This window comes from Paenibacillus sp. Soil787, from assembly GCF_001429545.1.
GTDB lineage: Bacteria > Bacillota > Bacilli > Paenibacillales > NBRC-103111 > Paenibacillus_E.
The window spans coordinates 298928-315021 of record NZ_LMSP01000002.1; the positions used below are offsets into that span (position 1 = coordinate 298928).

The 16094-nt window shown below is 43.9% G+C and carries 13 protein-coding genes; all 13 read left to right on the forward strand.

Annotation, left to right across the window (positions count from 1 at the left end; genetic code table 11):
- The first annotated feature begins 143 nt into the window (after positions 1 to 143).
- The 13 genes from ASG93_RS05905 to ASG93_RS05965 all read left to right on the forward strand — a co-directional run bounded on the left by ASG93_RS05905 (position 144) and on the right by ASG93_RS05965 (position 16078).
- Positions 144 to 839, forward strand: a complete 696-nt coding sequence (locus tag ASG93_RS05905) for a GntR family transcriptional regulator (protein WP_056829798.1) — start codon at positions 144 to 146, stop codon at positions 837 to 839.
- Positions 840 to 919: 80 nt separating this feature from the next.
- Positions 920 to 1597 (forward strand): RraA family protein, encoded by a 678-nt coding sequence (locus ASG93_RS05910; RefSeq protein WP_056829800.1) that lies wholly within the window; start codon positions 920 to 922, stop codon positions 1595 to 1597.
- Positions 1598 to 1657: 60 nt separating this feature from the next.
- Positions 1658 to 2725, forward strand: a complete 1068-nt coding sequence (locus tag ASG93_RS05915; protein ID WP_056829801.1) for a mannonate dehydratase — start codon at positions 1658 to 1660, stop codon at positions 2723 to 2725.
- 18 nt (positions 2726 to 2743) lie between these two features.
- The gene (locus tag ASG93_RS05920) at positions 2744 to 3523 is read left to right on the forward strand and encodes a glucose 1-dehydrogenase (RefSeq protein ID WP_056829803.1); all 780 of its coding nucleotides are present in this window, start codon (positions 2744 to 2746) and stop codon (positions 3521 to 3523) included.
- Positions 3524 to 3529: 6 nt separating this feature from the next.
- Positions 3530 to 4594 (forward strand): aldose 1-epimerase, encoded by a 1065-nt coding sequence (locus tag ASG93_RS05925; RefSeq protein ID WP_056829805.1) that lies wholly within the window; start codon positions 3530 to 3532, stop codon positions 4592 to 4594.
- Positions 4595 to 4941: 347 nt separating this feature from the next.
- Positions 4942 to 5985, forward strand: coding sequence for a substrate-binding domain-containing protein (locus ASG93_RS05930; protein WP_056829807.1), 1044 nt, complete (start codon positions 4942 to 4944; stop codon positions 5983 to 5985).
- A gap of 96 nt (positions 5986 to 6081) precedes the next feature.
- Positions 6082 to 7569, forward strand: coding sequence for a sugar ABC transporter ATP-binding protein (locus ASG93_RS05935; RefSeq protein WP_056829809.1), 1488 nt, complete (start codon positions 6082 to 6084; stop codon positions 7567 to 7569).
- A complete protein-coding gene (locus ASG93_RS05940; protein WP_056829810.1) occupies positions 7566 to 8567 on the forward strand; it encodes an ABC transporter permease in 1002 nt (333 codons plus the stop codon). Before ASG93_RS05935 ends, ASG93_RS05940 begins: the two co-directional genes overlap by 4 nt.
- Positions 8568 to 8656: 89 nt before the next feature.
- Positions 8657 to 10477: a sensor histidine kinase gene (locus ASG93_RS05945; RefSeq protein ID WP_162262827.1), complete on the forward strand. Its 1821-nt coding sequence runs from the start codon at positions 8657 to 8659 to the stop codon at positions 10475 to 10477.
- Positions 10474 to 12054, forward strand: coding sequence for a response regulator (locus tag ASG93_RS05950; protein WP_056829815.1), 1581 nt, complete (start codon positions 10474 to 10476; stop codon positions 12052 to 12054). The genes ASG93_RS05945 and ASG93_RS05950 overlap by 4 nt, the downstream gene beginning before the upstream one ends.
- A gap of 691 nt (positions 12055 to 12745) precedes the next feature.
- Complete coding sequence (locus ASG93_RS05955; RefSeq protein WP_056829817.1) at positions 12746 to 13714, forward strand: N-acetylglucosamine kinase; 969 nt, start codon at positions 12746 to 12748, stop codon at positions 13712 to 13714.
- Positions 13715 to 13732: 18 nt separating this feature from the next.
- Positions 13733 to 14647, forward strand: coding sequence for an N-acetylmuramic acid 6-phosphate etherase (gene murQ / locus ASG93_RS05960; RefSeq protein WP_056829819.1), 915 nt, complete (start codon positions 13733 to 13735; stop codon positions 14645 to 14647).
- Between the two features lie 81 nt (positions 14648 to 14728).
- Positions 14729 to 16078: an ABC transporter substrate-binding protein gene (locus ASG93_RS05965; protein WP_056829821.1), complete on the forward strand. Its 1350-nt coding sequence runs from the start codon at positions 14729 to 14731 to the stop codon at positions 16076 to 16078.
- The last annotated feature ends 16 nt before the right edge of the window (positions 16079 to 16094 follow it).

Here is a 16094-nt window from a genome sequence, read left to right on the forward strand (position 1 = left end):
TGGCGTTCACACTCAGGGTGAGCGTCTTTTTTACAATAAGTATGCAGAATAATTGATAGAAAATATCCAAGCGTACTTGAATTTGTGTAGTGAAGAGTGTACTATTAATCTTAAATCTGAAATTTCAGTTGGAGGAAGTTGAATTGGATAAGAAAGGGGGAGGGAATGTGTATGAATTAGAGCACACCGAGCTTTCGGAGAAAGTGTATCAATTGCTTAAAAAAATGATTTTAAACCGAGAATTTATTGGCGGGCAAAGGTTGGACCTGAATGATCTATCGCAGAAAATGAACATAAGCCGTACGCCACTGAAGGATGCCGTTAACCGTTTAGTTCAAGAGGGTTTAATGGAAGTAAAGCCGCGGTCGGGGACATTTGTTACGAACTTAAAGATTTCGGACATCGAAGAAGTTTCTGAAATGCGCTTAATGATCGAGCAGTGGTGTGTGTCACATCTGACAGAACTGAGAGCACAAGAACTTGTTGCAGCGCTTGAAGATATCCTTGAAAAGTTTAATCGGACATTATCTGTTAAGCCGTTTCCATTTGAGAGCTTTCTTGAACTTGACGTTAGGTTCCATAACGAGATTGTTCAAGCAGTGGACAATCAGCGAATGCTGGAACAATATAGGTCAATAAACAGTTTTCTGCATGCAGCAAGGATCTACTTCTTCCAAAGCTATGAGAGGTCATTGTCCGGTCACGATGAACACATGGCGTTTGTGCAGGCATTAAAACGGTACGATTTGCTTGAAGCCTGCGGGAAGCTTGAAGAACACATTATGAATAGTAAGATCAGTATGATTGCTCGCTTGCAAGAAAATGGAGGGGCCTTGTAAACAGTTCCCTTTCTATTTTTTAGTAAATCTGAAATTTCACATTATAGATTTCAATATTGAAAATACAAGGAGATTAGAACATGGACAAAACAAGAGCAAATACAATCGCAGGATACGATTTCGATTTCTTGGAGCAAAAATTGTATTCAGCGGTTATTGGTGATATTTTGGATGATCTTGGTTACCGCAATCAAACCTTCGGCGCAGGACTCCGCCTGATTGATCCAAGCCTAAAAATCAGCGGCCGCTCTTTTACCGCTCAGGCTACAAAAGTATTTTCAATTCCAGCAGAACCTTATAAGTTGCAAATGGAAGCCATTGACGCCGTTTCTCAAGGTGAAGTGTTTATCGTTTCCACCGGGGCTCCAGACGAAGCTGCTTTCTGGGGGGAGTTAATCTCTACGGCTTGCCGTGCGCGCGGAGGAAGAGGGGCCATTGTTGATGGCCTGAACCGTGATACGGCCAAAATCATGGAAATGAAATTTCCTTTAGCTGCGAGAGGACAAGTGCCTACGGATTCGAAGGGGAGAGTGGATCTTATTTACTATCAACAGCCGATAGAAATCGATGGAGTTCGAATTCACCCTGGCGATTACGTATTTGCGGATATCGACGGCATTGTCTTCGTTCCTCAAGCTGTCGAGGAGGAAGTAATTAAGAAGTCGCTGGAGAAGGTTGAAGGCGAGAATTTGGTAAGAAAGGCCTTACAGGACGGTATGCTATGTACAGAAGCCTTTAAAACTTTTGGGATCCTATAAGAGGTTGTTTAAAAGAGGAGCCAGAACGAGTGCATTTTTAAAATACAGGGAGATGCTGTCATGAAGCTAGGTCTTGGATTATATCGCGACAGATTGACGAAAGATAATTTCCGTTTTGCCAAGCAAGCCGGATGTACCCATATCGTTGCTCATTTGGTCGACTATTACAATGGTGTCGAAGGCTTGCCTTCTACGGACAAAGACCGCAATATGGGAATAGCGAGACCGAATGAAGATGTATGGTCCTATGAAAATCTGGTCGGATTAAAGAAGTCCATGAATGATGAAGGTTTGGTATTCGAAGCCATCGAAAACTTCAGTCCCGCCGATTGGTACGATATTCTTATGGATGGCCCAACTAAAAAGGCTCAGATCGAGCACTTAAAGCAGATCGTCCGCAACGTAGGGAAAGCCGGCATTCCTATTATTGGGTACAATTTCAGCATCGCCGGAGTTTGGGGACATGTGAACCGGGCTGTTGCCCGTGGGGAAGCAGTCACGGCTACATTCGACCTCCAAGAAGGACCGGAAGAAACGCCGATTCCGAACGGGCAAATCTGGAATATGACCTATGATTTTAACGCACCGAAAGGATTCATTCCCCCGATCTCCTCGGCTGAACTTTGGGAAAGGCTAGAGCATTTCCTTAAGGAGCTCATCCCTGTGGCAGAAGAAGCCGGCGTCAGATTAGCCGCACACCCGGATGACCCGCCGATGTCGACGATCCGGGGATACGGTCGATTGGTCAATCAGCCTCATTTGTACCAAAAGCTGCTTGACATCGTCCCAAGCCATAGCAATGCGTTGGAGTTCTGTATGGGCACTTTGCAGGAAATGACAGAAGGAAACGTTTATGAAGCGATCGATCAATACAGCAAACAGAACGCAATCGGATATGTTCACTTTCGCAATGTAATTGGCAAAGTGCCGAGCTATCAGGAAGTGTTTGTCGATGAGGGCGATATTGATATGATCAAGGCGCTTCGCATATTTAAGAAAAATAAATTTGACGGTGTTTTTATTCCGGATCATACACCGCAGATGACGTGCAAAGCTCCGTGGCATGCGGGAATGGCCTATGCATTAGGGTATATGAAAGCCGCGCTTTCAATCGTGAATAATGAATAATGGATGGGATGGGATAGTATGTTTACGGACCTGGCAGGAAAAGTAGCGGTGATTACCGGCGCATCGAAAGGGATCGGACGCGGTATTGCTGTCCGATTCGGGCAAGAGAAGATGAAGGTTGTCATTAACTATCATCACGATTCTGACATGGCCGGTAAAGTGGTGGAAGAGGTGAGGGAGGCCGGTGGAGAAGCGATTGCCGTCCGTGCGGATGTCAGCAAAGAAGATGAAATCAAACAACTCATCGAGACCGCCATTGAGACATTCGGCAGCCTGGATGTTCTTGTTAACAATGCGGGCATTCAAACCACCAGTCCATCCCATGAATTAAGTTTGGATGATTGGCACAAAGTGATGGATACCAACTTAACCGGGGCTTTCGTGGGTTGTCGTGAGGCCATCAAGTACATGCTTGCGCACAACATTCAAGGGAATATCATCAATGTGTCGAGTGTGCATCAAAAAATACCAAAGCCTTTCCATGTTCACTATGCTTCCAGCAAAGGCGGGTTAAGGCTGTTGACTGAGACGCTTGCGCTCGAATATGCGCCCCGCGGTATCCGCGTCAATACGATCGCGCCAGGAGCTATTGCTACGCCAATGAACGAACATATTCTATCCGACCCGAAGCAGAATGAAGATGTTCTTTCGCTCATCCCTATGAACCGTGTAGGGGAACCGAAGCAAGTCGCATCGGCTGCAGCATGGCTGGCTTCGGTGGAAGCGAGCTATGTGACGGGAATTACGCTCTTTGTCGACGGTGGGATGACGCTGTATCCGTTCTTCTTGAAAGGATGATGGCTAATGGATTTTTATCGTAAACAAAGAAATTATGGTTGTCGTGTTCATGACCAATATACCTATATGGGAATGAAGACAGTAGTGTTGGAAAATGAAAAAATAAGGCTTTCTATCCTGGTAGATAAAGGTACAGAAATCTTCGAGTTTTTATTGAAAAGTCGTGATTTGGATTTTATGTGGCTGACAGAAAATGGAGTCGATAACCCGAACAGGTATTTGCCGACATCCCCGGATTCCCAGTCCACTTTTATCGACTATTACAGTGGCGGGTGGCAGGAGATCTTCCCCAATGGCGGTGCCAGCAGTTCCTATCTTGGAGCCCAATTTGGCCAGCATGGCGAAGTGGCTCATATGCCTTGGACATACACCACCCGGATGGATACACCGGAAATGGTTTCCGTTACATTTTCGGTCAAAACAAAGAAAGTTCCTTTTAAACTTAGCAAGACGATTACCATACACGCTAACTCTGCAAAAGTGGACATCAAGGAAGAAGTCGTGAACTTAAGCGAGGTGTCTCTAAATTATATGTGGGGACAGCATCTGGCTTTTGGCAAGCCATTTTTAGAACCCGGGTGCACGATCCGCCTGCCGGAGAACATCAAAGTAATTGCTGACGAGTTGGACGTCTCTGGAGATCAATCCTCCGCACGGGTAAAACGTGGCATCAGCCATGAATGGCCGAACGTTGAGGATATGTCTGGCAATAAGACGGATTTATCCGTACTTCCTCCTATGGGAACTTCTTCTGAAATCGTTTATTTGAAAGGATTTGAAGAAACAGGATGGTACCAAGTAGAAAATGACAGGCTTGGCGCTGCCATTCGCGTAGAGTGGGATGCCGAAACGATGCCTTATTTGTGGTACTGGCAGGAGTTTGGACAAACGACCGGCTACCCTTGGTTTGGCAGACACTATAATATCGGCCTGGAGCCCTTTTCTAGCTATCCGACTCATGGTTTATCCGAGGCTGTACGAAATGGTACCGCAGCGTTTATTCGTGGTGGAGAGACACAGACATTTACCATGTCCGCAGAATTATTGGAATTCAGCGGAAAGATTTGCTAAATTTCGTTTCCGGCTCAAATTGCGTAAACTATGAAAATATGACATCAAATGGATATGCGGCTCTTGATGGGCGGTCCAGCGTGCCTTGCAGTCGTGAAGAGCGATGCCCTGGATTTGCTTAAATAGCTGTAAGAAAAAGACGACTTTCATTCCTTTTTTTGAGGCGTGGGTCGTCTTTTTGCTTTTATTGATCTAACGATATACAATCCAGCGAAAATAAACAAAAATACTACAAGAAATATAGAAATACACTCGTAGATGGAAGCATAGGCTCCAGCTTATAATTTAGTTACAAACATTGCTTTAAAATCTTCACCAAAAATTTCATTAAAAGGGGAGTAATTTCAATGAAAAAAACATTAATTCTTGCGACATTAACGGCTTTAACTCTATCTCTGGCAGCCTGCGGTACTTCAAAGACAGCCACTGAAACTGCTAAAGCAACAGCAAGCACGGCAGTCAAAGCCACTGATAAGAAAGCGGATCTCGTTGTGGCCGGCGTCGTGTTCCAGGAAGACCAATTCATGAAGCTGCTGTCTCTTGGTTACCAGGATGCGGCAAAAGCTGCAAGCGTAAAAGTCTTAACTGGAAATACAGCTAACGACCAGGCAAAAGAAGCGGAATTGATCAACACGTATATCTCGCAAAAGGTAAATGGTATCGCGATTTCGCCGTTGAATGAAAATGCCTCTATCGCAGCTTTAAAGAAAGCGGACGAATCAGGCGTGAAAATTGCCATAACCAATACCGCCCTCACAAATGCACCTTTTGCCGTTGGCGGATATACTTCGGATAATAAAAACATCGGCCAAATTACCGGTAAGGCAGCTGCGCAATATATCAAAGAGAAACTTGATGGAAAGGCGAAAATTGCTATCCTTCAATTCAAATCGCAACTGCCGGAACAAAGCGCCGATCGTGTAAACGGATTCCTGGACGAAGTGAAGAAAGTCAACCCGAACGTTGAAGTGGTCGCTGACCAAGACGCTTGGATACAAGATAAGGCTGTATCCGTAATGGGTGATATTTTAACTGCACATTCTGATGTAAATATTATTTGGTCTGCTAATGAAGGCGGTACGATCGGCGCAACGATGGCTGTGAAAAATGCCGGTAAAGCTGGCAAAGTGGCTGTATTCGGTACAGATGCAAGCGATCAATTGATTTCAATGTTGAAGGATAAAGATAATATTCTACAGGCGATAACCGGTCAAAACCCTTACGATATTGGCTATAAAGCGATGGATCTGTTGATTAAAGGTCTAAAAGGCGAAGATATCAGTGCGAGCAAAGGTAAGACTACCATTATTGACGGCATTCTGCTTAGCCGAGCAAATCCGGAAAGCATTTCCAAGTTTGAGGCTGATCTGAAGGCGAAAATGAGCAAGTAGTCATCTGACCATTTTCTAAGTAAATGGGGTTGCCTTGTTCGAAGAACGAGGCAGCCCCTAACCATATAAAAGAGAGAGAACTGTGAGGTAGACCCCATGAGTGTATTGGAAACCAGTAAAATTTCTAAAGTATATCCGGGTACTGTGGCCTTGGATCAAGTTTCCGTGTCGTTCGAAAGCGGAAAGGTGCATGCGCTGCTTGGGAAGAACGGATCCGGAAAATCAACCTTGCTCAAAATTTTTTCGGGTGCGGTCGAGCCTACACAGGGAGAAGTCATATTGGATGGAGTGTCCTTGAAGTTTCGCGATCCGAGAGATGCTTTCGCGAAGGGGATTGTGACCGTTTATCAAGAGTTAAGCCTTGTACCTGGTTTGACCGTTGCGGAAAACATTTTTCTAGGTCGAATGCCTATGAAGGGTATGATCGTGGACTGGAAAAAGACATACGAGATGGCGAATGATATTTTAAAGGAATACAATGTGGATATTCCGGCTGAAGAAACAGTACACAACTTGAGTGTCGGTCAAGCTCAAATGATTGAAATTGTGAAAGCAATGAGCTATAACCCGAAAGTTCTGCAACTGGACGAACCGACATCTGCTCTTGCGAAAAACGAAATCGAATCGTTATTCAAGATGATTAGGGAATTGAAGAAAAAGAATGTCATTATTGCCTATGTTTCGCACCGTCTGCATGAGCTTTGGGAAATCGCGGATACTTGTACGGTTTTGCGAGAAGGGCATTTGATCGGTAAGGCGCCGATGCAGGAACTGACTCGCAAAGATTTGATCGGCATGATGTTTGGCGATGTGGAAATCCGGACCCGTCCCGCTAATTTAACAATATCGAGCGAGGTTGTGCTGGAAGTAAAAGGATTAACCCGCAAACATAAATTTCAGGATGTATCCTTTCAGTTAAGAAAAGGTGAAATTCTTGGCATCGCAGGCATGCTCGGATCAGGCCGAACCGAGCTGCTTAAATCGATTTTCGGCGCAGATTCATTCGATAGCGGCCAGATTTATTGCAATGGTCAACAAATTCAGTCGCCTACTCCAGAAAAGATGAAAAAAGCCGGACTTGCCTACACGCCAGAAGACCGCAAGCATGAAGGGCTCATCCAGATTGCTTCGATCAAGGATAATTTATGTGTAGCAAGCCTGGATTTAATAGCAAAAGGTTTGTTTATCCGCAAGCAAGACGAAGACGAAGTCGTTCAAAGGCAAGTGAGCGACCTCCAGATCAAGGTAGCGGATGTAAATCACCAGGTATCCTCCTTATCCGGAGGGAATCAACAAAAAGTGGTTGTCGGCAACTGGTTAAATACGAACCCGAGCATTATGATTTTCGATGAACCAACGCGAGGCATTGACGTCAACGCCAAACAGCAAATCTTTCAAATCATCTGGGAGCAGTCGCGCAAAGGAATTTCCAGCATCATGGTGTCATCGGAGCTGGAGGAGCTGCTCGAAGTTTGCCATCGCATCCTCATACTAAAGGACGGCAAAATTTCAGGGGAATATGCGCCGGAACAATTGAAAATAGATGAGCTATATGCGCTTAGCATGGGAGGAGAAGCATCATGAAACCAGCGGCTGCCGTAAAATTGTCTTCTTCATCGTTTGATTTGAAGAAGAAGCTGAGCAAACATGTACTAGAGATCATACTTTTGGTCATCGTCATCCTGATGACATTCGCTTCATCCGGCTTTTTAACCGGGGAGAACTTGTTAAACATTTTAAGAAATATGGCTTTGCAGGGTTGTATCGCCTTCGGCATGACGATTGTCATCATTGCAGGTGAAATCGATCTTTCCATCGGATCGACGGTTGCGTTAACGGGCGTTATCATAGGTCTTACGACCGGCAAACTTGCTGACGCAGGAATGCCGATGGATGCTGCTGTCATTGTAGGTATCCTTTTATCGTTTGTCGTTGCCGGTTTGATTGGTTTGTTTAATGGATGGATTTTAGCGAAGTATAAAGTCCCTTCATTTATTATTACCCTGGCTATGTTAAACGTCATATATGGTGTTGCCGCAGTCATTTCAAAAGGTTTTCCCGTAACGACCTTGCCTTCATGGTATAATGTTCTCGGGGCCGGACAAATCTTCTCAATTCCGATTCCTGCTATTATTTTGCTTCTTGTATTCGCTGTCATTTTTATCGTAATGAACTATACCAAATTCGGACGTTCCGTCTATGCGGTAGGGGGCAACCCGGAATCGGCTCGTCTGTCAGGAATTAATGTTTCACGTGTCAAAATCATTTGTATGATTGTCGTCCAACTTTGCTCTGCGCTTAGCGGGGTACTCGTTTCCTCACAGGTCATGTCCGGCTCATTCAACTTCGGAAAAGGCTGGGAAATGATTGCGATTTCATCCGTCATAATCGGCGGCACGAGCTTGTTCGGGGGCGTCGGTAAAGTATGGGGAACATTTATCGGTCTGATCTTCCTAGGCGTACTCATAAACGCGATGACGATCTTAAATGTCAATGAATACGTGCAATATATCGTTCGTGGGCTCCTGATTCTAACAGCGGTACTGATCACAACGATACAATTAATGAAGAAACGCAATTAACCTCAGTTAAACTATACGAAGATGGCATCCCTTTTTCCTGTAATTGCAGGGCAAAGGGATTGTTCCATCTCAAGAGGAATGGAATGCGGATGAACTTTCAAAACGTCAGTTTTCGGACCAAAATGTTCATGAGTATGGTGATCGTGATCCTCATTCCCATGATCATTGTAAGCAGCTTACTCTACAATAGGTCTGCGCAATCCATAACGGATCAAACTTCCAACGTTGTCATAAGCAGTATAGATTTTGCTGTTATTAATATTGATACCGCTCTTGATAATGTGACCGGATTAAGCAAGTTGATTCTAACGGACAACAGGCTTTTAACACTTGCAAAGCAAAAAACGCGGCTGTCTTCTGAGGCGAAAAACGAAAAATACGCAGAGATGCTGGACTTACTCCGTTTTTTTATCACTCGCATTAAAATCCAAAATGTTTTGGAAGGTACCGATTCTTTTTATTTATATTTGGTAAAGCAAAATACAATCATCGATTCGAAATCAACTTATTACGAAGATATGGATACGAATAACATTGATTTTGTGAAAAATGGCCAAAACAAAGACGGTATTGAACACTGGTTTGTGTCAACTCCCGTCAATTATTATAGCCTGAATCATATTTCTACACGGTTGGAAGACAGTAAACTGATTACTTTTAATAAGGTCTTAAATGACGAAGATGGGAATACGATTGCAGTTCTGGCCGTCAATGTAAGCGAGGACTATATTAGCGACTATTATAGAAAAATACAAAGAGGCATTCCTGGTGAATTCGTCGTCTTGGACGCCGATTCTAATGTTGTTGCCCATTCAGACAAGAGTGTTGTGGGGACCAAAATGGACCTCTATTCACAGATTAACGAAAAGATTCAGTCATCGGGAAAAGAAAGCGGCAGCTTTTTTGTCGATTCGCAAAAACAATTCGTCGTTTATTCGATCTCCCGCTACAACCAGTGGAGGTATGTTGTCGTTATCCCGTCGTCCGAGATATTGGGTAAAGTCTATGAAATCAGAAATTTTTTCTTCGTCCTCATCTCGATAACGGCTCTGATCATTTTTATGGTTAGTTACTTTTTAGCGAATCTATTTTATAAACCATTGTTAAAGCTCATAAAGGCGATGCAAAAAATCGGCAACAGAAATTTGGATGTAAGGATACAAGACAATCGTCAAGATGAGTTTAGTCAGGTTTATCAGGGGTTTAATGATATGGCGGATGAACTGAATGCGCTAGTTAAAGATCTTGCAAATGAAAAGTTTTATAAACTGGAAGCCGAAATCAAACTGCTGCAGGCTCAAATTAACCCTCATTTTTTATACAATACACTTGATTCCATCTATAGTATCGCGAAAATTAAAAAGGTCGAAGAGATATCGCAAATGGTTGCTGCTTTATCCAAATTTTTCAGAGTCAGCTTAAGCAGCGGCAGAGATATCGTCTCGTTAAAAGAAGCGGTAAGTCTGGTTGTCAGTTATTTAACTATATTAAATATTCGTTATCGAGGTGAAATCAGCTTTCACGTGGATCTTCCGGATGAATTTGCCGACAGTCTGGTCCCTAAGATGCTGCTACAGCCAATTGTTGAAAACTCGGTCAATCACGGAATTGAAAAACAAAAAGGGCGGGGGCATATTTCTGTTGCCGTATCGTCTATGGATGGGAATCTGCAAATTATCGTTGAAGACAACGGTATGGGGATGAAGAAAGAGGAATTGTCGCGATTAAGACAGTATCTGCAAATGGAAGCGACAGAGGAGACATCAAGCTTTGCCCTTAGAAACTTAATCCACCAAATCCGCTCACAATACGGACCTCATTATGGAATTGAAATTGAAAGCGCTTATGGAGAAGGTACGAAAGTAACGATAGAAATTCCGATAGCAATCAGAGAGGTGCTGGCGACATGATCAAAATGATGGTTGTGGATGACGAAGCATGGGTACGAGAAAGGCTGGTCCATACGATAGATTGGGAGCAACTGGGGATCAAGGTTATGGATGAGGCGAGCTGTGGTCAAGAAGCGCTGGACAAGGCACTTCAATTGAATCCTGATATCATATTGACCGATATTCGTATGCCTAATATGGGTGGCATTGAGCTTATTCAATCCCTCAGAGGTCATCAGCTTCATTGCAAAGTCATTATTATCAGCGGCTATAGCGACTTTGAATATGCCAAGAAAGCAATTTCTCTTGGAGCTTTCGATTATATATTGAAACCGGTGGAAGACCACGATTTGCTTGGCGTCGTAAAAAAATGTCTGGAGCAAATTCTGGCTGACAAGAAAAAAGAAGAATTGCTGCAAAAGGCGGATACGCAAGTCAACAAGCATTTACCTATGTTGAAAGAAATGTTGTTTGCAAATCTGATTAATGGGAGGATCCAGAACGAACGGGAAATTCTTGAGGCTCTAAACGACTTACAGTTTGAATATTCAAATCTGAATCATTGTTGCGTTATTTTTCAATTCAAAGAATTGGAGAAAGATGGAATTCACTTGGATACCGAATTCGCACAGTTCGTTATCGGAAATTTGGTCGGAGATATACTTCGAGAGATTAACTGCAGAGCGATTACTTTTACAAATTCTGATGAAGTAGTAGCAATTGTGTCTTCTGACCACGCCTGCAAATCTCTTTGCCAACAGCTCGATTCGGCGGCGTTCAATCCTATGATCAATAAAATTTTTGGATGCTCGGTTGATATTGGCTATGGAGGATGGTATTCCAACATCATGAATATTTCTTCGTCATACCGACAGGCGAAGCAGTCGTTGCTGATAAGCGGTTTTCTCAATCAGGAACGCGGTGCGATCTCAGATATTTCCGCGAAATCGGAGACATATAAGCATTATGATATTGAAGGGTTAGTCAATTCAGTTAAATTGGGCGATAAGGAATCGGTACTTATACATTTGGATCAGCTTGTGAAACAAAATAAACAGATGAATCTGATTGAATTCAAGTTTTTATATTTTCAAATCATTACCTCAATAACAAGAACTGCGATCCAAGGCAAACAGACCTTGGATAATGTCTCCTGGTTCAGTTTACAGTTCTTCGAGTTACTGCAAAGATCTCAGAACGTAGATGAAATCCGTCAATTATTTGAAGAAGCCTTGTTTAAGCTCATGGCTTACTTGGATAAGACGCAAAAGAAGAAGAAACGAAAAGTGATCGAGAAAATTGTTGCATATATGGAGGAACATTATAACGAATCCATAAATCTGAATACGGTTGCAGAAGCATTTTTTATGAATGCGTCTTATTTAAGCAAAATTTTCAAAGAGGAAATGGACATTTCGTTCAGTAAATTTGTGATGGAATATCGGGTGGAGAAAGCGATTGAACTCATGAAAGATCCGACGATTAAAATTTATGAAATTGCGGGTATCGTTGGATATGACGATGTTCAATATTTCACGAAAATGTTCAAAACCATCAAAGGTGCAACACCGGTGCAATATCGGGAAAAGCTGTGTTGATATTGCGTAAATAAGTTATTGCACTAAAAAGGGGCAAGTCGAATGTAATCATTCGTCGCCCCTTTTTGTCGTTCAACTCATCCATAAGGGCGGCTATTTGCCGTTTATGATCGATATCACCGACGATGTTGAATTTGGAGCGGATAATGTGATTGCTGTACGTCTTTTCTTGACGCCTGCGACGAACTCGGGTTGATGGCCGTCGAGCCGACTCCCGGGTCCCTAATTTAGCTACCCTATATAGACGGAACTGCAAAGCCTGTAAAGGCAAGAATGTGGTTCGATCCCGATAATGAAAAAGCAGATGAGGTACCTCCTCTTCTGCTTTTATTCTTTCAGGGTGTACTTTTAGTAAAAGCAATTTAAAGGCATTTATAAATAAGCTAGCGGCCTAGAGGATTTGATCTCGATCGGGTCGATCGGATTGATCAAAGCTTCGACGAGTGGAATTTTAGAGCATTATCGTGGAAAATTCTATTAACAATTGAGATCAGTAACGTTAATCTACTTATAGATCATACATGAAACATGTTACAAATATGAACTGGCGGTAAAATGACTTCTCGTTTGGGTTCCATAATTAAAATAACATTTCAAAATTTTATTAATTATATTGACATGATATTTCAGTGAACCTATAATAAAAATATAAACCAAGATAACCCAGCAAAACAGGAAGGTGGTCCATTTTTTGCCATACGTAATCGGAATAGACGGCGGAGGCACCAAAACCTCCTGTGCGATTCAATACATTGAACTTGACGGTCGAGTGGTGAGTCGGGAACGCGGGATAACGTTTTTCGGGGAGGCAACGAATCCGCAATCAGTTGGATGGGATACGATGATCTGCAGATTAAAGGATCTTATCAGCCAAGCTATTCAAGCGAGCGACATTCTTCCGGGTGAAATTATTGGTATATGTGCAGGAATAGCCGGAGCGCGTCTGGAGGCAGACAGAATCAGAATTGAACAATCGCTGCAGCAAATTGCGGGCGAGCTCAAGCTGAGTAAAGAAGCTGTATATTCGGTTACAACGGATTTGTACATTGCTCTCAGAGGGATGTTGGATTCGAAGCAATCCCAAGGCATCCTCGTGATTGCTGGAACGGGCTCCAATGCAATTGGTTTAAGCGATGGTGTTCTCTATAAGTCCGGGGGGTGGGGGCATGTGCTTGGCGATGAGGGTAGCGGTTATGCAATCGGTCTTGAGGCATTGAGAGCAGTTTGCAGAGCTTACGATTATCGTGAGGCGCCAACTGAGTTATCTCATATGGTTTTGAAGGCGCTTAAAATCTCTGGAGAGAGTGAATTAATCTCTTATATGTACCCTGCGTTGCCACCAAAGAATGAAATCGCAAGTATCGCCAAGCTGGTCATCGAGGCATCCCATCGCTCCGATCAGACGGCTATCCGAATTTTACAGAAGGCGGCAGATGATTTGGCGGAGCTAGTCAGAAGCTTGTTTCTGAAATCACGAGAATTTGACGTACATACGCCAGTTTTCGTGACAGGATCTGTATTCGTCCACTCTGAATTACTCAGAGAACGATTTGCGCAGCACTTGAAAAAAGAAGGCTTAGGTCATGTTCAGTTATCTCGAGGCGATTCTCTAGATGGAGCTTTGACCGTCGCTCGCGAATTACTTTACCAAAATTCATGACAGTGATGGTGATTTCACATGAAAATTGATTTATCGGCATTAGCAACAGAACAGCGTAATCAAAATAGTATGAACCTTGATCGGATGTCTGTTCAAGAGATATTACAAATAATCAATACCGAAGATAAAAAGATAGCGGAAGCAGTTGAAAGCGTGCTGCCCGATGTAGAGCTGGCAGTGGGCCAGATCGTTAAGGCGTTTAAGCAGGGGGGCAGACTATTTTATGTTGGTGCTGGTACTAGTGGGAGGCTTGGCGTTCTTGATGCTGCAGAGTGTGTGCCAACTTACGGGACGCCGCCGGAAATGATACAGGCCGTCATCGCCGGTGGACATGATACGATGACCCGTGCCGCTGAAGGCATCGAGGACGATGAGGAGCAGGCGGTTCAAGAATTGAAAGACCGCAACTTGTCCAACCTGGACGTTGTTGTAGGAATTGCAGCAAGCGGCCGGACACCTTATGCAATAGGTGCATTGAAATACGCTCTTAATGTAGGCGCTTACACTGTGGCTTTATCCTGTAATCATAACGCGATAATCAGTCAATTTGCTGAATGCAAAATCGAAGTCGTCGTTGGTCCGGAAGTCGTCTCGGGGTCAACCCGGATGAAATCGGCCACTGCGCATAAAATGATCCTCACGATGATGAGTACGGCCTCGATGGTCCAGTTGGGGAAAATTTATGAAAACTTAATGGTCGACGTTCAGGCTTCGAATAAAAAGCTGATAGAGCGTGCAAAAAGTATGGTCATCGACATTACGGGGTCCTCTTATGAGAAAGCGGAAGAGGTTCTCGTCCAAACAGGCTTTGAAGTGAAAACTGCAATCGTCATGATGGAAGCGAATGTATCTTTGGATCAAGCGAAAGCCGCTCTTCAGCAAAGTGCCGGTCATGTCAGGCTCGCCATTCAACAGATCAAAAGCAGATTGTAGAAGATGTAAGAAGTTTCACTGAATCCTCCGTTCAGGCGTTCGTGAGTTTCGATAGAACATATATGAAGAGGGGTTATGGGTATGAATAAGCTTGGCCAAGGAATGGTTGCAGCCGCCATGGTTGTCACTATGCTTACAGGGTGCGGCAGCACCGGAAATCAGACAACGAATAAAGCGGTAGATTCAACACCGTCTTCAGGTACTGCAGCACCAGCAAAAGCGAAGCTTTCTGGAAAGCTGGAAATACAGTATTTCGTAGGTGGTTATGGTGACAAATGGTGGAAAAAAGCCATTAGCGATTTCAAAGAGGCGAACCCGGGATTGGAGATTGTAGAGCAGGCAGGACCCAGTGTGAACACGGAGATGAAAACCCGATGGATTTCGAATAACCCACCTGATCTCGTATACATAGCAGGCGCAGGCTCTAGTGAAGCGCAAATGGTAGCGGATGGTCAATTGATGGATCTGACGGAATGGTCCAAAACATTAAAGCTGGAAGATGGATCTCCGCTGCTTTCCAACCTGTTTGTTCAACCTAGTGTTTATGAAGGAAAAAATTATAGCTTACCGCTCGTTTTTGATGCTTGGGGCACATGGTATGACCGCAAGTGGTTGAAAGATAACAATTACAAAGTGCCGACCGATTTTACTAGCTGGATGGACAACATGAAAGAGATTAAAGCGAAAAGCGGCATCGCTCCGCTTGTAACGGATGGCATGCATCCTTACCCTCTTAGAGGCCTATTCATGCCGGGGGCAGCGTCTGAAGGCGGAGCCGCTTTCATTGCTGATCTGGTCGATGCCAAGCCAGGCGCCTGGCAGAGCGAAGCTGCACTGAAAGTGGCGAAGAAGATCGAACAAATGCAAAAGGCTGGACTGATTGATCCAGGTTTTGCGGCGCTCAATCATACCCAATCGCAGATGAATTTCCTCCTTCACAAAAATGCGTTTATTCCGGTAGGGTTCTGGCTGCCGTTTGAAATGCAAAAGGATGTTCCGCAAGGCTTTGATTTTGGCTTCAGCCCGACACCTTTACAAGATGCAGGCAAGCCGTTGTCGATCGTTCCTCAACCGGCCCCTGTCGCCATTGCCAAGCAAGCGAAAAATCCTGAAGCGGCTAAATCGTTCTTGGACTTTGTTTTCAAGCGGAAATATGCAGAGCTTTCTTTGGAGCTGCAAGGTGCGATGATGAGCGTCAAGGGCGTCGATGTGAGTAAAAACGAGAAAATTCCTGGATATCTAAAAGAAGTCAATGTTTTGGTTAATGATAAATCCAAGGTTACCTTCAGTACACTGCCGCATCCGATGCATGCGGACTTGGAGAAGCCGATTTTTAACGAGTTGGTTTCGTTGATGGTGGGCAAAATTTCGGCAGAAGAGTTTGTGAAGCGCGCTGATAAAGCTGCTGCTGATTTCAAGAAAAACCAGTAAAATGCGAAAAGTAGGA